Genomic DNA, 20,396 nt, shown 5'->3' on the forward strand with positions numbered 1-20,396 from the left:
ATGGAACTTCAAAGAAGTTCGCTGACGTCCGTGCTCACCTAAGGAAAGTTTCAAAGATGACGTTGTCTACATTCTAAGATGCTACAGAATGAATTCTGTAGCATCTTTTTTCAATCTATTTTGTCGCAAGGATAGCAGCTTCTACTGCTGCTTTTTCCCGTTGGATTAAATCCACACGAGCAGCAATTTCTTTGATTCCCATCTTGATATTACGACTGATCGCCATATCATCCAATTGAGGCTCAAAGAAGGCCTTGTATTCATTCAACCGTTCATGGGTCTTGAAACAGTTAGCTGGGTAGATGACAAACTTATCAAAGCTCATATCACCACCAAGTGCTTTCTTGATCCAATCCCAGTTTTCACGCGCCCAAGTCCAGGTTCTACCTTGGGTAAAGTCATCATGCAAGAAGTTGTAATACCAGCTCATAGCCAAGTCCTGAGGTTTCACCACATCCTTGTTCTTCCACTCCTTCAATAGAGCTTCCAAAGTTTCCTTATCCTTGGTATAAGAAAGTGCAGCCGCCAACTGGCGTTTAAAGTTTCCATCAACTGTCTTAACATAAGTATCCAGGTATTGTCGGCTAAGCTCCTTGGTTTCCTGGTGCTTGATTTGGTTGACCAAGATTTGCAAGCGGATGGCCGCTGGAAGTTTTTCCAAATCATCTGCATGCGCTTCAAAGATAGCGCTCGCTTGAGCTTTTGCAGCTTCATCATTGGCCTTGATCATATTAGCAATCATTAGTTGACGAACTTTTTCGTCTTCTTCTGTTTCACCAGGCTTAGCTTCTAGACCCAAGCGTTCAAAGTTGTAACGGTTCAGGCGTTTCAACAACTCATGGAAGGCCGCTTCTGTTTCAGTTCCTTCATCCACAAAGAGACTGATTCCAGCTAAGACGCTCGAAACAGCTGAAACAACCAAGTAGGAACTTTCTTCTGTCAAGTGTTCAATCACTGGCAAAAGGCTTGCATAAGAAATTTGACCACTTTCCGCTAAGAGACGGCGTTCTTGAACCACTTGTAGTTTCGAAGTGCTATCCAAGCTAGCAAGTTCAGCAAGGATGTCTTCCAACAATTCCCCACGGTAGTCACTGATATAATGAGCTGTATTTTCTGTATTGAAGCGAAGAGCTCCGCTGTTAGCTGCTTTCAAGGCACTGTAGTTTGGAATTTCTAAGACTTCAGTTTCCAAAGTATCTGGAATACCTGTCCAGTTGCTATTTAAAGGAACAACCCACTTGCGACCTTTTTCTTCTCTTTCTCCGATGAAGAACTGCTCTTGACGGATGATCAAGGTATCGTTCTCCACAGAAGCTGAGACAACAGGGTATCCTGGTTGCTCCAACCATGAATCCATAAAGGCTGCGACATCACGACCTGAAGCCTGCCCAAGAGCATCCCAAAGGTCACGACCGATGGTATTGCTGTATTGGTGTTTTTCAAAGTAGATCTTCAAGCCTTTACGGAAGGCGTCATCGCCTAACCAACGGCGAAGCATGTGCATGAGACGGCTACCCTTGGCGTAAACGATTGCTGGGTCAAAGAGGGTGTTGATCTCATCAGGGTGTTTGACTTCCACATGGACGGATTGAACGCCATCTGTAGCATCGCGTTTCAAGGCAGCAGGCACACCGGTTGTTTGGAAGTCTTCGAAGATATTCCAGCTTGGTTCGATAGCATCCAAGCTGACATATTCCATCATATTGGCAAAACTTTCATTCAACCAGAGGTCATCCCACCATTTCATGGTCACGAGGTTTCCGAACCATTGGTGAGCCAATTCGTGAGCCACCACCAAGGCTACTGTTTGACGGCTTTGGGCAGTCGAGTTTTCATCTACAAGGAGATAAACTTCACGGTAGGTTACCAAGCCCCAATTTTCCATCGCTCCTGAAGAGAAGTCTGGAAGAGCGATATGAAGGGATTGAGGGATTGGATACTTAACGCCATAGTAGTCTTCGTAGAATTCAATAGCACGAACGGCAATATCTAATGAGAAGTCCAAATTTTCTAATGGGTGAGCTTTTGTTGAGTAGACTCCGACAAGGGTTCCATTCTTAGTCTTAGCTGTCACTCCTTGGAGGTCTCCAGCCGCAAAGGCCAAGAGGTAAGAAGACATGCGAGGAGTTGTGTCAAACTTCCAAATACCTGTTTCTTTACGGTTTTCCACATCAATTTCAGGCATATTTGAAAGGGCAATTTCACCTTCTTCTTGGTCAAATTTCAAAGAAAGATCGAAAGTTGCTTTAGCTTCAGGCTCGTCCACACTTGGAAAGGCTTCACGCGCAAAATGGCTCTCAAACTGAGTCGAGAGGACTTCCTTCTTCACACCATCAATGCTGTAGTAAGATGGGTAAATCCCAGTCATATTGTCTGTAATCTTACCAGAATAGGTCAGGGTAACTGTCACTTGACCTGTGCCTTCCAATTCAACATAAACCGCTTCATTGGCATCATCAACCGTAAATGGACGAGCTTGACCTGCTACTTCTACTGTTTCGATCGTCAAATCCTTTTGGTGAAGCGAGATCTTGTCCGCCTTGGCTTGACCCGTGATCACCACACGACCGCTAAAGGTCTTGGTTTTACGACTTAAATCCAAAAACACTTCATAATGTTCTGGAACGAATGTTTCTACAAAATGTGCAACTGCTTGCATAATTTCCTCCTTTAAATGTTTCACGCTTTTCCAATCAAAAGCCCTAATAAAACTATTTTATCACAAAGTTGGGATAAAAGAAAAGACAAGCATGACAATGCCTGTCTGAGATCGAAAAGACTCCTCGATCTTACATTTCGATAATTTTACCTGTTTCGAAGTAAACTACCCATTCACAGATATTTTTTGCATAATCTCCGATGCGTTCCAAGAAGTTGATCACTTGGAAATAATCACGACCAGTCACGATGGACTCTGGATTTTTCCGAATTTCTTCTGTTGCTAATTCTTGGATGCTATCGAAGTAATGGTTGATGACTTCATCTCGTGAAGCAACTTCATAGGCCAAATCCACATCGCCTTTGAGGTAAACATCTAGTGTCGCTTCGACAAAATCTTTGACTTCACGGCCCATCTTGCTGATTTCTTCCTCAACAGATTGGATACGGACTTCCCCTTTCATGCGAATCGTTGCCTTGGCAATCGATACAGCGTGGTCCCCCATCCGCTCCAAGTCAGAAACTGCTTTTAAGACGGTCATCACGACACGAAGGTCTTGTGAAACGGGCTGTTGAAGGGCGATAATCTCAAAAGACTTGCGCTCAAGCTTCACTTCGTATTCGTTGATCTCCGCATCATCTTCGATGACCTGACGGGCCAATTCACGGTCATGGGTCACGAAAGCACGAACCGTACGGTTGATCTGACTCAACACTTCATTTCCCATTGCATAAAACTGGTTATGCAACTTCTCTAAATCTTCTTCAAATTGAACTCGTAACATTTTATTTTCTTCCTATCCAAATTTACCAGAGACATAGTCTTCTGTTTCTTTCTTAGCTGGGTTCAAGAACATTTCATTGGTATCATTGTACTCGATCAAATCCCCATCCAAGAAAAAGGCTGTTTTATCGGAAATCCGACTTGCTTGTTGCATGGAGCGTGTTACCAAGAGCATGGTGTAGCGGTCTTTTAGTCCATACAAGGTTTCTTCAATCTTCCCAGCTGAAATCGGGTCTAGCGCTGAAGTTGGCTCATCCAAAAGAATAATCTTTGGACTGGTCGCAAGAACCCGCGCCACACAAACCCGCTGCTGTTGACCACCGGAAAGTCCGATAGCCGAATCATGCAGGCGATCCTTGACTTCATCCCAGATGGAAGCGCGTTTCAAAGAGGTTTCAACTGCTTCGTCCAAGACAGCCTTGTCCTTGACACCATTAATCATCAAGCCATAGGTCACATTATCATAAATGGACATTGGGAAAGGATTGGGCTGTTGGAAGACCATTCCGATTTCCTTACGCAATTCGACCGTATCGGTCCGTGGTCCGTAGATATTATGTCCATTGTAGAGGATGGTTCCTGTGGTGGTGACCTCATGGTTGAGGTCGCCCATGCGGTTAATGGCTTTTAAAAGGGTAGATTTCCCTGATCCTGAAGGACCAATCAAGGCTGTAATCTCCTTTGGAGCAAAGTCCAAGGAGACGCTATTTAGAGCCTTCTTTTTATTGTAATAAACCGACAAGTCCTTGACTTGCAAAATTGGTTCTGTCATTCTATTTTCCTTTTTGTTGTCATTTTACTTTATCCAAAGTGACCCGATACATAATCGTTGGTCGATTGCAATTTCGCATTTTGGAAAATATTCGAAGTCTTATCGTACTCGATGAGGTTTCCAAGATAGAAGAAACCGGTATAATCGCTAGCACGGGCTGCTTGTTGCATGCTGTGGGTCACGATGACAATGGTATAATCCTTCTTCAACTCAAGCATGGTTTCTTCTAATTGCGCTGTCGCGATCGGATCAAGCGCTGAAGCAGGCTCATCCATGAGTAAGATATCTGGCTTCACAGAGATAGCCCGCGCGATACAGAGCCGTTGCTGTTGACCACCTGAAAGGGTCAGGGCTGATTTATGAAGGTCATCCTTGACCTGATCCCATAGGGCTGCCTGTTTCAAAGAAGTTTCGACCAATTCGTCCAAAATCTTCTTGTCTTTCACCCCAGCGCGTTCATGCGGGAAGGTGATGTTTTTATAAATCGATTTGGCAAAAGGATTGGGCCGTTGGAAAACCATCCCAATGTGCTTGCGCATTTCATAAACATTGATATCTGGACGATTAACATCGATTCCTTCATACCAAATTTCCCCCGTTACACGCGCAATATCGATGGTATCATTCATCCGGTTCAAACTACGGAGGTAGGTTGATTTCCCAGATCCTGAAGGACCGATCAAGGCTGTAATCTTATTCTTTTCAAACTGCATGTCGACGCCTTTAATGGACTCGTTCGTTCCATAATAGACATGCAAATCTTTGGTCGATAGGACCACCTTTTCTTCAGGAAAAGTAATGATGTGTCTCTCATCCCAATTGTATTTTGACATTTCTTCTCCTTTAAGCAGATGTTAGTTTTTTATGGAGGTAACTTCCGAGTTTGCGTGCTCCAAAGTTAAAGATCAAGATAAAGATCAAAAGAACTGCGGCAGAACCGGCTGAGACTTCGATCGAGTCTGGAATAGTTCCTTCACTGTTGACCTTCCAGATATGGACGGCCAAGGTTTCAGCCTGACGGAAGATCGAAATTGGACTGGTTACACTAAAGATATTCCAGTTTGACCAATCAAGGGCTGGAGCCGATTGACCTGCAGTATAGATCAAGGCAGCGGCTTCCCCAAAGATCCGTCCAGAGGCCAAGACGACCCCGGTGATAATACTTGGAAGAGCTTCTGGTACCACGACATGGATCACAGTTTCCCACCGAGACAAGCCCAGAGCTAGACCTGCTTCGCGCTGCGTATGGTGAACGTGCTGCAAGCTATCTTCGATATTGCGGGTCATCTGTGGCAGGTTAAAGACGGTCAAGGCCAAGGCCCCTGAAATGATCGAAAATCCATATTTGAACTGGACAACGAAGACCAAGTAACCAAAGAGACCTACAACAACAGATGGCAAAGAAGACAAGATCTCAATACAGGTACGAACCAAATTGGTCAAACGACCTTTTTTAGCATACTCAGAGAGGTAAATCCCAGCTCCAAGAGAAAGTGGGAAGGAAATCACCAAGGTAATGACCAAGAGGAAGAAGGAATTATACAATTGAATTCCGATCCCTCCTCCTGCTTGGTAAGAAGAAGATTTCCCAGTCAAGAAGTGCCAGGATACATGGGGCAAGCCACGGACCAAGATATAAAGGATCAATGAGGCAAGAATCGCAACGATGATCCCTGAAATAGCATACAGCACTCCTGTCGCAATTTTATCCATTCGTTTAGCGTGCATAGTTCTTCTTACCTCTTTCTTTCGTAATCAGTTTAATCACACTGTTAAAGGCAAGACTCATGAGGAGCAATACCAAGGCGAGTGACCAAAGAACATTGTTATTGACCGTACCCATGACGGTATTTCCGATTCCCATAGTCAAAATAGAGGTGAGGGTGGAAGCTGGTGTTGTGAGCGAGGTTGGTACTACTGCCGAGTTTCCGACTACCATCTGAATCGCCAAGGCTTCCCCGAAGGCACGCGCCATACCAAAGACAACCGCTGTAAAGATTCCTGAGCGGGCTGCCTTGAGCGTGACATGCCAAATGGTTTGCCAGCGTGTCGCACCCATGGCCATACTCGCTTCCCGGTAATGACGGGGCACAGCTCGTAAGCTATCGGTCGTCATGAAGGTAACAGTTGGCAAGATCATAACAAAGAGGACAAAGACCCCTGAGAGGATCCCAAAACCGGTCCCTCCAAAGAGACTACGCGTAAATGGGACGACCACTTGAAGGCCAATGAATCCATAAACAACTGAAGGAATCCCCACTAGGAGCTCAATGGCTGGTTGCAAGAAACGAGCTCCTTTAGGAGAGACTTCTGTCATGAAAACTGCTGCACCAATAGCAAACGGCGTTGCCAAGAGGGCAGAAAGCAAGGTTACAATAAAGGAACCTAGAATCATTGGTAGGGCTCCGAATTCCTTTGCAGCAGGATTCCAAGTACTCCCAAATAGAAAACTAAAGATATTGACTTTATTGACAAAGAAAGTCGATAAACCTTTTTGGGCCACGAAAATCAGAATCATGGCAACGACGACAACAATCAAACTCATACATAGAAAGGTAATGGTTTTCCCAAATTTTTCTAGGCGGGAGTTTTTTGATTTCGTCAGCATTTTTTTTGCTACTTCGTTCATTTTTTACCTAATTCTTTTATTTTTTTGTCACATTCCCTTTTAAATCACGGGTGACTTTCATATCATTGATTGGGATATAGCCCATCTTGCCAACAACTTTTTGCTGAATCTCATCGGTCATCATGTAGTCAATGAATTTTTTAGACAACTCATTGGGTTTTCCTTTGGTATACATGTGTTCGTAGGACCAGATTGGCCAGTTATTGTTGACAACATTGGCTTTGGTTGGTTCATAACCGTTAAGCTTCATGGTTTTGACACTGCTATCCAAGTAGGTAAAGGCCAGATACGAGATGGCTCCTGGCGTTTGAGAAACGATGTTTTTCACCATTCCATTAGAGTCTTGCTCTTGGGCCTGCTTGGGTTGTTTGCCATCCATGATAATGGCATCAAAGACAGCACGGCTACCAGAACCAACCGCTCGGTTCACAATCGTGATTTCAAGATCTGGACCTCCCAATTGCTTCCAGTTGGTATATTCACCCGTAAAGATCTTTCGCAATTGCTCTGTTGTCAAATTGTCGATTGAGATATTTTTATTGGCAATGATGGCTGTCCCTGCTACGGCTACCTGATGGTCGACCAGACTAGAGGCATCGATCCCAGATTTTTCCTCCGCAAACAGGTCACTATTTCCGATGTCCACAGCGCCTGATTGAACTTGTGAAAGTCCTGTACCAGAACCTCCTCCTTGTACATTCACAATCTTACCAGGATGTTCTTCAATGTAGCGATCTACTACTCCTTCAACCAAGGGTTGTAAGGCAGTCGATCCGACAGCAGTGATGGATTCTCCGCGATCGATCCAAGAAGCACAAGCAGATAAACTTCCTGCTAATGCGATCGTCGCTAGTCCTAGGATCAGCTTTTTAGACTTTTTCAAATCATGTCTCCTTGATATTTCACTATTTCACTTATGATTTTGACAAGTTTTTTTCAAAAAAAACTGTACTTCCACTATATCATAGAACGGGTTCTTTGCCCAGCATTTTACCTAAAACGAAGCCCCTTTGGATAGAAATTTTTCAGAGTCTGGCCGGTCACTTTGGCAAAGCCCAAACCATTGCCTTCAACAAGGACCTGGTACCATCCATTTGGATGCGTTTCCTTCAATTGAACTGTCTCTCCCGCCACATAATGAACAAAGTCCTCAGGCGTGATCGAAACAGTCTCTTTGACTTCACACGGTCTCAATGCTAGACCAAGGGCAAAACTAGGTTCAAATCGATTTTTCTTGAAGGTCCCTAGGTGCAAGCCATTTCGGGCGATTTTTACTTTGCGCAAATCTGGTAAACCAAGTGGAACCAAGTAGAGTTCGTCTCCAAAGGTTTCAAGGATTCCTTCTAGAGTGATCTTCAAGTGTTTCTTGGCAAATTCCTGCCACCATTTCTTTTGTTCTGCAGATAATTGGTCCTTTTTGGAAGGGATTTTGGCAAGTCGATTCTCTCCTAGATAACGGAACTTAGCAACAAATTGGCCCTCCCCTTTAAAATGATGAGGATACATACGCGCGGTTTCTGGATAGTCAATGCCTTCTGCCATACCATTGATCTTCTCGATCGTTTCCAATTCCAGCTCATAATTTTCCAAAAGCCAGGATACGATCTCTTCATTCTCCTCGGGAGCCCAGGTACAGGTTGAATAAACCAAGGAACCACCTGGAACCAACATCTTGAGAGCATCCTCTAGAATTTCTCTTTGAAGAAGACTACACTCTCGAGGATAATCGATGGACCAATAGTCCATGGCATCTGGTTGCTTACGGAACATCCCCTCACCTGAACACGGGGCGTCTAGTACAATCAAATCAAAAAAGCCTGAGAAAACTTTGGCCAGACTATCGGCAGACTCATTGGTTACTAGCACATTTCGCGCACCAAAGCGTTCGACATTTTCTACAAGAATTTTCGAGCGGCCCTTGTGGATTTCATTGGAGACCAAGAGTCCCTGATTGTCCAAATAAGACAAGAGTTGGGTGGTCTTTCCCCCAGGAGCTGCGGCCAAGTCTAAGACCTTCATCCCTGGCTTCGGCTGAGCGACTTGGGCCACTATCTGTGCAGCTGGCTCTTGCGAATAGACCAAGCCTGTTGCGTGCTCGATGGATTTTCCTGAGACCTTTCCATAATGGCCCCAAGGAGTATTGGGAATCGGATCATCAAATGCTTTTTGAGCTTCTTTCAAGGGATTAGTCCGAAAGGCCGATACTGCTTCTTGTTCAAAGGTCGCAAAAAAAGCAGCAGCATCCTCACCTAGAAGATGCTGGTATTTTTCTTTAAAACCATTGGGAAAATTCATTTAACTTCTCCCTTTCTTAAGATAGGTTTGAATTTTTGTTAACTTTACTTTTGGAACCATCATAATCGGTTCCACTGACTGGTAATTAGGTTTATCTCCATTTAGATTTAAAACGGTATAGCCCAACTGTTCCCCCATGATCGCAGCTGCAGCATAATCCCAGGGCCAGATGTAGCTAAAATAAGCTAGAATCCCACCTGAGAGAATTTTTGAAAAACTAATACCGGCACTTCCGTAAACCCGAATTCCAAGAGAATCCATGCCAAGATCGGCCATGCCCCAGTCATTTTTCTCAAGCATGCCGACATTTGAAGCAATCAAAAAGTTTTCTAGAGGTTGGTCCACAAAGGGTGTTAGTTCAACCTCATTTCGATAAACAGGGAATTCTCCACCCCCGTAAAAAAGGTGATCCCGCATCACATCGTAGATCAGGCCAAACTGACCAATTCCGTCTTCAAAATAGGCCACCATCACCGCAAAATCTTCCTTTTGGGTCACAAAATTATTGGTCCCATCAATTGGATCAATCACCCAAACAGAACCTTCTGAGATCGGCGAACGAAGGCCATCTTCCTCCGCAAAAATCCGATCTTCTGGATAGCAATTTGTGATTTTTTCAACCAAATCCTTTTGAACCTGTTGGTCCATCTGGGTGACTAAATCTGTCGGCCCAGTCTTTTTTGAGATCATCAAGTCATCATGGAGATGAAGACGCAAGTAGTTTCCAGCCTCTAAAACGATTTGTTTGGCAAACTCTAATTTATTCTTCAAGAGAAAACCATCCTTCCTCTTTTTGCTTTGCAGCCTGGGTAGCACGATAGAGAGAATAACCGCTCACTTCTTCGAACTCCCGTCCAAGACGCTTTTCTTCTCCGATACTAGGCACGACCTTCTTAAAAGCGCGGTAGGCTTCCATGTATTCTTTGACTTCTACCTTACTTTCATAGGCTTCTTCAACTTTATTGAAAAAAGAAAGCACTGAAGCAAGCTCTTCAGTGCTCCACGATAAGTCCAGTGGGTAACTATAATTTTTTTGCATTCGACATACTTCTTAGTTTATTTCTGCTCTTAGAGTGGCAGAGCGTAACTCTTGTTTGCGATAACTCCGTGGCAAGAAGGCCCGAATTTCATCTTCGTTAAAGCCAATCTGCATACGTTTGTTATCCAAAATAATCGGTCTCCGCAAGAGACTTGGATTTTCCTCAATCAGACGGATCAAGGCTGAGATAGATAAATCTTCAACATCAACATCCAATTTTTGGAAAATTTTTGAACGAGTTGAAATAATGTCGTCTGTTCCGTTTTCGGTCAAGGCCAATATACTTGTCAACTCCTGTTTGCTCAAAGGACTTGTCATAATATTGTGTTCTTTAAATGGAACATCGTGCTTTTTTAACCAAGCCCGAGCTTTTCGACATGATGTACAACTCGGTGATAAAAATAATGTAATCATGTGGTTCACTTCTTTTTTTATATATAACTATCTGACTCTATTATACAAAAAAAATAGGTGCTTGAAAAGCGCTTTTTTGATTTCTCGACGATTTTTCTGAATTTCAGTGGAAAAAAGAAATCCCTTTCATTTTTCCCAAGAAGAGGCCCGAAAAAAGAGAGTGGGACAGAAATCGGTAATTCGTTAGAATTCGATTTCGTCGTCCCACCTCCGCACAGTTGAGTAGGGCTGTATAAGCTGATGAAATCAGCGTATTAGAGCCCACTCAACCACTGCGTCTTGCTCTACAATCCAAAAATAATTGAGAGGCTATGACTTTTGTCCCAGCCTCTTGGTCCAGTTTCGTGAAACTGCTTCATCTTCTTCTAGTTGAGCCACTAGTTGATCGATTCCATCGAATTTGACCATCTCTCGAATCTTATCTAACCAATGAATGGTCAGGGTATGACCGTAGATATCTCCTGTAAAATCAAAGAGATTGACTTCGAAACGAAGCTCTTTTCCATCAAAGGTGACATTTTTCCCGACAGAAGCCATGCCACGGTAGGTCTGCCCTTTAAAATCGACATCAACTACATAAACCCCATCTGATGGTAAATAGGTCCGGTCAATCGGCGCTAAATTGGCAGTAGGATAGCCAATGGTGCGGCCACGCGCATCCCCATGCACAACGATTCCTCGACTGGATAAAGGGTGACCAAGTAGACGGGCAGCTTCTTGGACGCGTCCTTCTAGGATAGCTTGACGAATGCGGGTCGAACTAATCTTTTCACCCTGATCCAATACAGGAGAAATGACTTCCACTTGACCATCAAAATAAGCAGCTAAGTCAGAGGCCGTTTTCTTATCAGAGCCAAAACTATAATCAAATCCAGCAATTAAGACCCGAGCTCTCAAGGCTTTCACGTACTGTTCGACAAATTCTTTTGCTGTTTTAGAAGCAAAATCAGTCGTAAAATCAATGAGGAAGAGCTCATCAACACCTAGTTCTTTTAATTTTTGGAACCGATCCTCAGGGCTCTGCAAATGAAGGAGTAATTCCGGTCGGTAGCGAACAAAGGCTAATTTAGGAGATTCAGGAAAGGTTAGTAAAGCAACCTTCAATCCCTTTTCATCTGCCATTTGACGGGCCTTTTTAAAGAGTTCTTGATGTCCCAGATGCAGGCCATCAAAATAGCCTAGGACTAAAACAGTATCACTGTCTAAATGGATCTGATGAGCAGTAGTTATCAAACGAATATTCATAAATTTATTGTAACACACTTTCTGTCAGAAAAACCTTGCGAGGTTTGTAAAGTTCTTCCCTTTTTTCCAAAATAGCTACCAATTTCCCTTGGTAAAAAGCAGCTAACTCTCTGGCTTCGCTCTCAACTGGAATAAAGCGTCCCACTTGGACTTCGCCAACCTCTTCAACTGTCAGATCTACTTTTTCCAGATCCCCGGTTCCAATCTCAAGTGGGTGAAGGAAGCTCAAATCTCCTTGCGCTACTTTTTCAGCAACCTCTTCCAGGGTCAGGGCATCATCCAGTGACAAACCGGCAGCACTGGTTCGGGTCAGATGAGACATATGGGCTGCATAGCCTAGCTTTTGGCCCAAATCCACCGACAAGGTCCGGATATAGGTACCCTTGCTGCATTTGACCCGGAAGCGAAAACGAGCCAGGCCTTCTTCATAGCTAATCTCACTGGTGCGCGTGAAGTCATAAATAGTCACCTGCCGCACAGGTCGTTCCACTTCTTCTCCTGCACGCGCATATTCATAGAGCTTGCGCCCATTGACCTTGACTGCTGAGTACATGGGCGGGACCTGCTCAATCTCTCCCACCATTTGGGCAATCATGTGGTCTACCTCTGCTGCATCTAAAGGTGCTTCCACTGGCGTCCGCTCAACGATTTCCCCACTGGCATCTTCCGTCGTGGTAGAAAAGCCCAAAGTGATTTCTCCCTCGTAGATTTTACCCTCATCCTGCATAAATTCAACCATCCGGGTCGCTTTTCCTACGGCAATCGGAAGCACCCCCACCACATCCGGGTCCAGAGTCCCTCCATGGCCAATCTTCTTGGTTCCTAAAATTTTCCGCAGTTTAAAGACCACATCATGTGAAGTCATGCCTGCTTCTTTTTTTACATTAATAATTCCGTCCATTAGATTTGCTCTTTCTATCTCATGTGTGACCATGACGGTCACCGACCCTTTATTATAACATGAAAGCAGACTTCTTGTCCCTCTTTCCCCCTTCCCATGAGCTCCTAAAAAATCCCGTAGCAGATTTCAGACTTTTTATTATGGGTTTGGTACAATAGAAAACGAAAGAAGGTGTAACATATGTTAATGTATGATGTTATTGTTATTGGATTTGGTAAAGCTGGTAAAACACTCGCAGCGAAATTATCAAGCCAAGGTAAAAAAGTCGCTCTGATTGAAAAGAGCAAATCTATGTACGGTGGTACTTGTATCAATATCGCTTGTATTCCCACCAAGACCTTGATTGTTGCCGCAGAAAAAGGCTTGGATTTTGAACAAGCTATGAGCGAAAAAAATGCGGTCACTACTCGTCTCAATGGCAAGAACTACGCAACCATTGCTGGAACGGGTGTAGACATCATCGATGCGGAAGCTCGTTTCCTTTCCAACAAGGTCATCGAAATTCAAGCTGGTGAGGAAAAGGAAGAATTGACAGCTGAGACCATTATTATTAATACTGGTGCGGTGCCAACTATCCTTCCAATCCCAGGACTGGCTGAAAGCAAGTTTGCAGTGGATTCAACCGGTATTCAACGTTTGGAAAATCTACCTAAACGCTTGGGTGTACTTGGTGGTGGACCAATCGGATTGGAATTTGCCCATCTCTACAATACCCTGGGTAGCCAAGTAACGGTACTAGACGCTTCTGAAGCATTCTTGCCACGGATCGAGCCAAGCATTGCTGCTCTTGCAAAAGGCTACCTTGAAGAAGATGGCTTTCAATTCTTGCAAGGCGTTCATACCCAAGAAATCAAAGATGGTGAAGCTAGCTTAACCCTTGTAACCGATAAAGGCGACTTCGAGTTCGATATCCTCCTCTACGCAACAGGACGTAAGCCAAATACAGCTGGTCTTGGTCTTGAGAACACAGATATCCAAGTTACTGATCGTGGAGCGATTCAAGTCAACCGTCATTTGGAAACCAGCGTAACTGGTGTCTTTGCAGTTGGGGATGTCAATGGTGGGCCTCAGTTCACCTATATGTCCCTCGATGACTTCCGCATCGTCTTCAACTACCTCACAGGCGATGGTAGCTACAATCTCGAAACACGCGGAAACTATGCGACAACACTATTCATTGCTCCTCCATTGGCCCAAGTCGGCTTGACTGAGCAAGAAGCACGTGACAAAGGGCTTCCAGTCGCTGTCAAAGAATTGCCAGTTGCTGCCATGCCACGTGGCCATGTCAATGCAGATCTTCGAGGTGCTTTCAAAGCTGTGGTCAACCCAGAAACCAAAGAAATCCTTGGAGCAACTCTCTTTGGAGAAGCCGCAGGTGAACTCATCAACCTGATCACCATGGCCATGGACAACAAGATCCCTTACACTTACATCGCAAAACAAATCTTTACCCACCCAACCATGGCAGAAAACCTAAACGATCTCTTTGCGATTTAAATAGAATAAAAACGCTGGAAAAATTTTCCAGCGTTTTTTAATGTAAAAATCCACAGATAGCCTCTTGAAATACTTTATTTTCTTCATACAGAGCATGCCCTGAATGCTTAAGAATAAGGAGCTGACAACCCGAAATCGCTTTTTCCAGTTCCTTGGATCCCTTCACACCAATCACATCATCTTCAAGGGCACCAAGGATCAGGGTCGGACAATGAATGTACTTTAAGACCCCAAGGCTATTATGTTCCAGGCAAGACTGGGACTGAATGACAATTCTTTTTCATCTTTAATTCGACCCAGGCGACCCATAATATTATAAAGGAACCGCCACTTTTGATAGCTCTTTTGTGTGTAGGAGTGCTGTGCAATATCCAGCATGAGATGCTTAAAATTTCCAGATTGACTGAGTTTTTGCCAACGCTCAATTCGTTCTCTAGCAAGTTGACTAGGCTTCGCTGTTGTCACAGCTAGGATGAGCCTTTGAACCCTTTCTGGAAAATCTACAGCTAGCCATTGAGCAATCATTCCACCTTGTGAAATCCCCATGATATAAGCGGTATCTAGGTTTAGTGTCTCCATTGCTTCTGCTAGATCTGCTGCCATATCCCGTGTCGTATAGCCCTGCCTCAACTCATTGATTCGAGAAAAAACATAGATTTTATAATGCTTAGCAAGTAGACGATAAGAGAGGGAAAAGAGCTGGGCCTTTCCTTTAACCGTCTCTAGTCCATCACCCAATCCTGGTATAATCACCAGAGGTTGATTTCCTGTTCCAAATGTTACATAGTCCATGGTTTTCCCATTCATGGACAAGGTAGCGTTCTTAGCTGAATACATAGATTATTCCCCCTTCAAGGCATCAAACTTGGCCTTCATGGTTGGATTTTTGCGGGTCAATTTTTTGACTGATACATCATCCAGCTTATTATTGGCAAGGCGGAGTTGATTTTCTGATGTGGTGAGGAATTTCTTGACTTCTTCCATGCGTTTGATGGCTTTGTCGATTTCATCGATGGCCTTACCGAAGTTGACGGATGCTGAATTGTAGTTCTTGGCAAAGGCAACCTTGAAGGCGTCTAGGTCTTCTTCAAAGTGGGTGATGTCAATATTTTGCTCACGGATAAGCGCTAACTCCTGCTTGTATTTAAGAGAGTTAAGAGCCGCATTACGCAAGAGCCCAATCAGTTGGATAAAGAACTGAGGACGCACCACATACATCTTCTCATACTCGTGGCTAACATCGACAATCCCTGTGTTGAAGTAATCGTTGTCAGCTTCAAGCATACTTACCAAAACAGCATACTCACAGTTCTTTTCTCGACGGTCCTTGTCCAACTCCTTGTAAAAGTCTGCATTCTTATGCTTTTTCTCAGTTCCATCCGCTTCATTTTTCATCTCAAACATGATGGAAATGAATTCCAGCCCATTTTCATCATAGTCACGGAAGATAAAGTCGCCTTTAGACCCACGCGCAGAGACCTTATTGTCCTTTTCAAAATAGGCATTTGGGAAGGCGAAACTACGAACCTTGTTAAACTCGCTCTCCGCATACTGTTCTAGACTTTCCCCAATGGCCTTGGTTGATTGTTGGGCCTTGAAGTTCTTGTAGAACTCAACCTGCTCATTGGCAGCCTTAAGCTGGGCCTCATAGTTTTGTTTCACCGAAGTCAGAGAAAGCTCGTTTTCTTTTTCTTGTAGAAGAAGCTGATTTTTAACCTGATCGCGTTCTTTTTCAAGATCAGAAAGTGTCTTTTGTAGTTGATTCTCATGCTCTAAACGTAAGGTAGCCAGCTGATTCTCAAGTTGTTGAACTTCTTTTTCCTTCTCTAACAGACTTTGGCTAGCAGTTTGCTCTACTTCCTTTTTCGCCAATTCTTTTTCAGTATCAAACTGTTGAATCTGGTTTTGTAACTGAGCAATTTCTTGGTCCTTCTTGGCTAACTTCTCTTGCTGCTCATTAAGGGCCTTTTGCTCAGCTAAAGCCAACTCTTGCCGAATCCGCTCATGAATTTCCTTGTCAAACTCAGCTGTCCGTACCTGTGACAAGAGCTCGCTGTATTGACTTTCATTAACTGTAAAAACTTCCCCACAGTTGGGGCACTTGATTTCGTTCATAGCCTGCCTCTTTCTCTATTCTTAGTATATTATATCATGCCGCCTGTAAAATCAAAACCAGCAAACGAGGCTTGCTGGTTTTAACTGAAAATTCATTTCTCTATTGAGACTTTCCTTAAGTGAGGACGGACAGTAGCGACTCCCTTTGGGATTCCATACCTTAGATTTGAGCCTTCCGTCTCAAATCTACCGAGCACCTGAAACTAATGCGTTTCTGATGCTTTCCTCACGGCGAAAAGTCTCAATCTATTTTGAACTAGTTCCAAAATATTTTTTCAATAGTCTCATTCAGTAACAACTTTAGATTTCTGAAAAGATGTTGCTTGTTTATAATCTTAAACAGTGGACTTAGCTTACTGGTCTCCACTTATTTCTTCTCAATCGGCGCGACACTTGCCAAGAGTTTCTTGAGACCCACTTCTGGGAAATTGATCTTAAGCTCTTGGGTATTGCCACTACCAGAGACTTCAAGCACAGTTCCTTCGCCCCACTTCTTGTGAATAGCAATGTCGCCAATGGACCAAGCGACGGTTTCTTTGGCACCCGCTCGGTTACTATTGCCAAAGGGGAGGCTTGATGACGTGAGAGCACTTGGAGCTGCTTGTCTCTTGCGCTCTTGAAGGGCTTGTGACAGACTCATTCCTTTTCCAAAGGTCGTTCCGCCACCGTTGCTATAAGAAGCCTTAAAGCTAGTGTTTGCTGGACGGGCCAAGCCCTGGTAGGTCAATAAATCCGAGCTAATTTCATTGATGAAACGCGTCGGGCGGTTGTAGCTGGTCCGTCCAAAGAGCAAACGAGAGTTGGCATTGGTCAAGAAGAGAACCTTCTCTGCCCGCGTGATTCCTACATATGCTAGGCGACGCTCTTCTTCCAATTCATCCGGATCCTCAGCTGCTCGACTAAGAGGAAAGACATTTTCTTCCATCCCAATCAAGAAGACGACTGGAAACTCCAATCCTTTAGCCGCGTGAAGGGTCATCAAGGTGACTTCTGAGGTCTCTTGAGCTCCATCATCTGTATCGGCAATCAAAGCCAAATCGTTCAAGAAGCGACTCAGGGTCTCCACACCTGATTCGTCTTCGACGGTCTCTCCGTTTTCATCAAAATTCTTGGTAACAGATAGGAACTCTTGGATATTCTCGATGCGGGCCTGACTTTCCAAATTTCCCTGATTGGTTAGGGCTGTCATATAGCCTGTCTTGTCAAGGACTTCTTCGACCAATTCTGTAATGGTCAGCTGGTCCAATCTTTCTCTCAAATCAAGAATGAGATTGGCAAAGTCCCAGATGGCTTGGGCAGCCTTTCCTTTGATGCCTGAGAGCATGATATTAGCCGAAGCATCTAGAAGTGAGGACTCTTGCATTTGAGCAAAGTCACGAATCTTATCCACTGTACCTGGCCCGATTCCCCGCTTGGGTTCATTGATAATGCGCTCAAAACTGATATTGTCACTAAGGTTGGCAATCAAGTTTAGATAAGCAATGATATCCCGAATTTCCTTCCGGCTGTAGAACTTGGTGCCCCCTACCATGGTATAGAGAATGTTGGACTTGAGCAGCGCTTCTTCAATGGTCCGTGACTGGGCATTGGTCCGGTAAAGAACCGCAAAATCACGGTGCTTGTAGCCCGCTTCGCGACTGAGCTCTTCAATGGTTTTAGCAACAAATACTGCTTCATCCTGCTCATCATTGGCCCGATAATAGACAATCTCTTCCCCGTCAGCATTTTGGGTCCAAAGATTCTTCGGACGGCGGTTCCGATTGTTTTTGATAACATCGTTAGCTGCTTGTAGGATGGTTTTAGTGGAGCGATAATTTTCCTCTAACAAAACGACCTTGGCATGGGGATAATCCTTCTCAAAATCCAGGATATTCTGCATATCCGCTCCCCGCCAGCCATAAATAGATTGGTCAGCATCCCCAACGACACAGATATTTTTAAAACGTGAAGCCAAGAGTTTGACCAATTGGTATTGGGCATGGTTGGTATCTTGGTACTCATCTACATGGATGTATTGGAACTTCTGCTGGTAATAGGTCAGCACATCAGGATACTGGTCAAAGAGACGCAAGGTCAACATGATCAAATCATCAAAGTCCACCGCTTCTGACTGACGGAGTTCCTTTTGGTAAGCCTCATAGCACTTGGCGACGATCTGGGTGTACATATCCCCCGCTTGGGCGGCATAAGCCACTTCATCGATTAGGTCATTCTTGGCATTGGAAATGGTCCCCAAAATGGTTCGTTCATTCCATTTCTTAGGATCCAAGTTTAACTGCTTGAGAATACGTTTCATCAGTGTTCGTTGCTCACCTGGATCGACAATGGTGAAGTTGCGGTTGTAACCAATATGATCTGCATCTCGACGAAGGATGCGCACACACATAGAGTGGAAGGTGGCAATCAAGCAATCTTGGGTCGCTGGATTCAACTGATAAGCCCGCTCCTTCATCTCCCGAGCAGCTTTATTGGTAAAGGTAATGGCCAAAATATTCCAAGGATTGACCATTTTTTCATCGATTAAGTAAGCGATGCGGTGGGTCAAGACACGTGTCTTACCCGAACCAGCCCCCGCCATGATCAAGAGGGGGCCTTCTGTCGTTTGGACCGCCTCTGCTTGGCGATCATTCATACCATTCAATAAAGGATTCATCTCATACTCCTCATTCATTCAATCGTTCTATTATATCACAATTTGCCTCTTTCTCCTTGAGAAAATGGTCGGCTTCATTTGAATTTTAAGCGTAAAAAGTCTATAATGAATCTTTAAGAAGATACGTTTTTCTTTATCAAAGGAAAACGAGGAAACGAATGAAATAAAAAATGAAAAGTAAGGAGGGACTCGTGGAAAAGTCACAAAGTAATTTAAAACTAGCCGAACGTGGAGCCCTGATCAGTATCGTGGCCTACCTGCTCCTATCCGCCGCTAAGTTAGCAACCGGCCACCTCCTTCACTCCTCCAGTTTGGTTGCTGATGGTTTTAATAACTTATCCGATATTATCAGTAATGTCGCCCTTCTCATCGGCATTCGCATGGCCCGCCAGCCAGCTGACCGCGACCATCGATTTGGTCATTGGAAGATTGAAGATCTAGCTAGCCTGGTAACTTCCATCATCATGTTTTATGTGGGCTTTGATGTCCTACGAGATACGGTTCAAAAAATCCTCAGCAGGGAAACAACTGTTATTGATCCTTTAGGAGCCATTGTTGGAGTTGGGTCAGCCCTTGTCATGTTTGCGGTCTATCTTCATAACCGCAATTTAGCCAAGAAAGCCCAATCCAAGGCCCTCAATGCTGCTGCTAAAGATAACCTGTCTGATGTGGTCACTTCTTTAGGAACCTCTGTTGCGATTGGAGCTAGTGCTCTTAACTATCCGATTGTAGACCAATTAGTGGCCATCGTTATTACCTTCTTTATCCTAAAAACTGCCTACGACATTTTCATTGAATCCTCCTTCAGCCTCTCAGATGGATTTGATGAAAGTCTTCTTGATAAATACAAGGCTGCCATTCTAGAATTGCCCAAAGTCAGCCGGGTCAAATCCCAAAGGGGACGGACTTACGGAAGCAACATTTACCTAGATGTCGTCATCGAAATGAATCCAGACCTCTCTGTTTATGAGAGTCATGCCATTACCGAAGAGGTCGAGCGCCTTCTTAAGGAAAAATTTGGCGTCTTTGACATCGATGTGCATGTGGAGCCAAGTTCTATCCCAGAAGATGAGATCCTGGACAATGTCCTTCTCAAATTAAAAACTTATGAAGAACGCTTGCAGGCTCAGCAGGAATATTCAACCCTCCTAGCAGACAACTTCACCCTCATTAATGAATTCGGTCAAGAAAGCCACAAAGAGGATCTCGTTCGTTTGCAAGAAGAGCATCAAATTCCCTTTAAGAATTTCGAAATCGAATCCATCAGTCAAAAGACCAAATTGATTCGCTATGAATTACACAACCAGGTTCATACCAGTCTCTGGCGTCGCCATGAACACTGGCAAAAGGTCTTTCACCAAATCACTAGTAAACAAGAAAAATAGATCCCTCTC

At 44.1% G+C, this 20,396-nt stretch carries 17 protein-coding genes and 1 pseudogene; 2 read left to right on the forward strand and 16 right to left on the reverse strand.

The window, feature by feature from the left end; genetic code table 11:
* Positions 1-115 precede the first annotated feature (115 nt).
* From HMPREF2917_RS04955 to truB, 13 genes are all read right to left on the reverse strand, one after another.
* Positions 116-2,659, reverse strand: a complete 2,544-nt coding sequence (locus HMPREF2917_RS04955) for a M1 family metallopeptidase (protein WP_070589306.1) — start codon at positions 2,657-2,659, stop codon at positions 116-118.
* A 130-nt stretch (positions 2,660-2,789) separates the two neighbouring features.
* The gene (gene phoU, locus HMPREF2917_RS04960; RefSeq protein WP_003006603.1) at positions 2,790-3,443 is read right to left on the reverse strand and encodes a phosphate signaling complex protein PhoU; all 654 of its coding nucleotides are present in this window, start codon (positions 3,441-3,443) and stop codon (positions 2,790-2,792) included.
* A 12-nt stretch (positions 3,444-3,455) separates the two neighbouring features.
* Positions 3,456-4,214 carry a phosphate ABC transporter ATP-binding protein PstB gene (pstB, locus tag HMPREF2917_RS04965; protein ID WP_003003393.1) on the reverse strand — a complete coding sequence of 253 codons (759 nt, stop codon included), beginning with the start codon at positions 4,212-4,214 and terminating at the stop codon, positions 3,456-3,458.
* A 29-nt stretch (positions 4,215-4,243) separates the two neighbouring features.
* Positions 4,244-5,047 carry a phosphate ABC transporter ATP-binding protein PstB gene (gene pstB, locus HMPREF2917_RS04970; protein ID WP_003006600.1) on the reverse strand — a complete coding sequence of 268 codons (804 nt, stop codon included), beginning with the start codon at positions 5,045-5,047 and terminating at the stop codon, positions 4,244-4,246.
* A gap of 10 nt (positions 5,048-5,057) precedes the next feature.
* Positions 5,058-5,942, reverse strand: a complete 885-nt coding sequence (gene pstA / locus HMPREF2917_RS04975) for a phosphate ABC transporter permease PstA (protein WP_003006597.1) — start codon at positions 5,940-5,942, stop codon at positions 5,058-5,060.
* Positions 5,932-6,843, reverse strand: a complete 912-nt coding sequence (gene pstC, locus HMPREF2917_RS04980) for a phosphate ABC transporter permease subunit PstC (protein WP_003003307.1) — start codon at positions 6,841-6,843, stop codon at positions 5,932-5,934. The genes pstA and pstC overlap by 11 nt, the downstream gene beginning before the upstream one ends.
* A 16-nt stretch (positions 6,844-6,859) precedes the next feature.
* Positions 6,860-7,726 carry a phosphate ABC transporter substrate-binding protein PstS family protein gene (locus HMPREF2917_RS04985; RefSeq protein ID WP_070589308.1) on the reverse strand — a complete coding sequence of 289 codons (867 nt, stop codon included), beginning with the start codon at positions 7,724-7,726 and terminating at the stop codon, positions 6,860-6,862.
* 107 nt (positions 7,727-7,833) lie between these two features.
* Positions 7,834-9,138, reverse strand: a complete 1,305-nt coding sequence (locus HMPREF2917_RS04990) for an RsmF rRNA methyltransferase first C-terminal domain-containing protein (RefSeq protein ID WP_070589310.1) — start codon at positions 9,136-9,138, stop codon at positions 7,834-7,836.
* Positions 9,139-9,909 (reverse strand): inositol monophosphatase family protein, encoded by a 771-nt coding sequence (locus HMPREF2917_RS04995; protein WP_070589312.1) that lies wholly within the window; start codon positions 9,907-9,909, stop codon positions 9,139-9,141. It lies immediately after the preceding gene.
* Positions 9,899-10,177 (reverse strand): UPF0223 family protein, encoded by a 279-nt coding sequence (locus HMPREF2917_RS05000; RefSeq protein WP_070589314.1) that lies wholly within the window; start codon positions 10,175-10,177, stop codon positions 9,899-9,901. The genes HMPREF2917_RS04995 and HMPREF2917_RS05000 overlap by 11 nt, the downstream gene beginning before the upstream one ends.
* 12 nt (positions 10,178-10,189) lie before the next feature.
* Complete coding sequence (locus HMPREF2917_RS05005; RefSeq protein ID WP_021152971.1) at positions 10,190-10,591, reverse strand: Spx/MgsR family RNA polymerase-binding regulatory protein; 402 nt, start codon at positions 10,589-10,591, stop codon at positions 10,190-10,192.
* A gap of 309 nt (positions 10,592-10,900) precedes the next feature.
* On the reverse strand, positions 10,901-11,836 hold the full coding sequence (locus HMPREF2917_RS05010; RefSeq protein WP_070589316.1) for a bifunctional riboflavin kinase/FAD synthetase: 936 nt from the start codon (positions 11,834-11,836) through the stop codon (positions 10,901-10,903).
* A 4-nt stretch (positions 11,837-11,840) separates the two neighbouring features.
* Positions 11,841-12,737: a tRNA pseudouridine(55) synthase TruB gene (truB, locus tag HMPREF2917_RS05015; RefSeq protein WP_141751530.1), complete on the reverse strand. Its 897-nt coding sequence runs from the start codon at positions 12,735-12,737 to the stop codon at positions 11,841-11,843.
* Positions 12,738-12,917: 180 nt separating this feature from the next.
* Between truB and HMPREF2917_RS05020 the strand changes: the two genes are divergently transcribed.
* A complete protein-coding gene (locus HMPREF2917_RS05020) occupies positions 12,918-14,234 on the forward strand; it encodes an FAD-containing oxidoreductase (RefSeq protein WP_070589320.1) in 1,317 nt (438 codons plus the stop codon).
* A gap of 37 nt (positions 14,235-14,271) precedes the next feature.
* Here the strand turns inward: HMPREF2917_RS05020 and HMPREF2917_RS05025 are convergent.
* The 3 genes and pseudogenes from HMPREF2917_RS05025 to pcrA form a co-directional block, all read right to left on the reverse strand.
* A pseudogene (locus HMPREF2917_RS05025) lies at positions 14,272-15,071 on the reverse strand (alpha/beta fold hydrolase).
* 3 nt (positions 15,072-15,074) lie between these two features.
* On the reverse strand, positions 15,075-16,349 hold the full coding sequence (locus tag HMPREF2917_RS05030; RefSeq protein ID WP_070589322.1) for a DUF2130 domain-containing protein: 1,275 nt from the start codon (positions 16,347-16,349) through the stop codon (positions 15,075-15,077).
* 367 nt (positions 16,350-16,716) lie between these two features.
* Positions 16,717-19,002, reverse strand: coding sequence for a DNA helicase PcrA (gene pcrA, locus HMPREF2917_RS05035; protein WP_070589732.1), 2,286 nt, complete (start codon positions 19,000-19,002; stop codon positions 16,717-16,719).
* Positions 19,003-19,193: 191 nt separating this feature from the next.
* On the opposite strand from pcrA, the gene HMPREF2917_RS05040 reads away from it, so the two are divergent.
* Positions 19,194-20,387, forward strand: a complete 1,194-nt coding sequence (locus HMPREF2917_RS05040; RefSeq protein WP_070589324.1) for a cation diffusion facilitator family transporter — start codon at positions 19,194-19,196, stop codon at positions 20,385-20,387.
* The last annotated feature ends 9 nt before the right edge of the window (positions 20,388-20,396 follow it).

Source organism: Streptococcus sp. HMSC061E03, assembly GCF_001813505.1.
Taxonomy (GTDB): Bacteria; Bacillota; Bacilli; order Lactobacillales; family Streptococcaceae; genus Streptococcus.

Excerpts from the sequence above, each read along its gene's own strand:
- HMPREF2917_RS04955 (WP_070589306.1), bottom strand. The coding sequence starts at position 2,659 with ATGCAAGCAGTTGCACATTTTGTAGAAACATTCGTTCCAGAACATTAT.
- phoU (WP_003006603.1), bottom strand. The coding sequence starts at position 3,443 with ATGTTACGAGTTCAATTTGAAGAAGATTTAGAGAAGTTGCATAACCAG.
- pstB (WP_003003393.1), bottom strand. The coding sequence starts at position 4,214 with ATGACAGAACCAATTTTGCAAGTCAAGGACTTGTCGGTTTATTACAAT.
- pstB (WP_003006600.1), bottom strand. The coding sequence starts at position 5,047 with ATGTCAAAATACAATTGGGATGAGAGACACATCATTACTTTTCCTGAA.
- pstA (WP_003006597.1), bottom strand. The coding sequence starts at position 5,942 with ATGCACGCTAAACGAATGGATAAAATTGCGACAGGAGTGCTGTATGCT.
- pstC (WP_003003307.1), bottom strand. The coding sequence starts at position 6,843 with ATGAACGAAGTAGCAAAAAAAATGCTGACGAAATCAAAAAACTCCCGC.
- HMPREF2917_RS04990 (WP_070589310.1), bottom strand. The coding sequence starts at position 9,138 with ATGAATTTTCCCAATGGTTTTAAAGAAAAATACCAGCATCTTCTAGGT.
- HMPREF2917_RS05000 (WP_070589314.1), bottom strand. The coding sequence starts at position 10,177 with ATGCAAAAAAATTATAGTTACCCACTGGACTTATCGTGGAGCACTGAA.
- HMPREF2917_RS05005 (WP_021152971.1), bottom strand. The coding sequence starts at position 10,591 with ATGATTACATTATTTTTATCACCGAGTTGTACATCATGTCGAAAAGCT.
- HMPREF2917_RS05010 (WP_070589316.1), bottom strand. The coding sequence starts at position 11,836 with ATGAATATTCGTTTGATAACTACTGCTCATCAGATCCATTTAGACAGT.
- truB (WP_141751530.1), bottom strand. The coding sequence starts at position 12,737 with ATGGACGGAATTATTAATGTAAAAAAAGAAGCAGGCATGACTTCACAT.
- HMPREF2917_RS05020 (WP_070589320.1), top strand. The coding sequence starts at position 12,918 with ATGTTAATGTATGATGTTATTGTTATTGGATTTGGTAAAGCTGGTAAA.
- HMPREF2917_RS05030 (WP_070589322.1), bottom strand. The coding sequence starts at position 16,349 with ATGAACGAAATCAAGTGCCCCAACTGTGGGGAAGTTTTTACAGTTAAT.
- pcrA (WP_070589732.1), bottom strand. The coding sequence starts at position 19,002 with ATGAATCCTTTATTGAATGGTATGAATGATCGCCAAGCAGAGGCGGTC.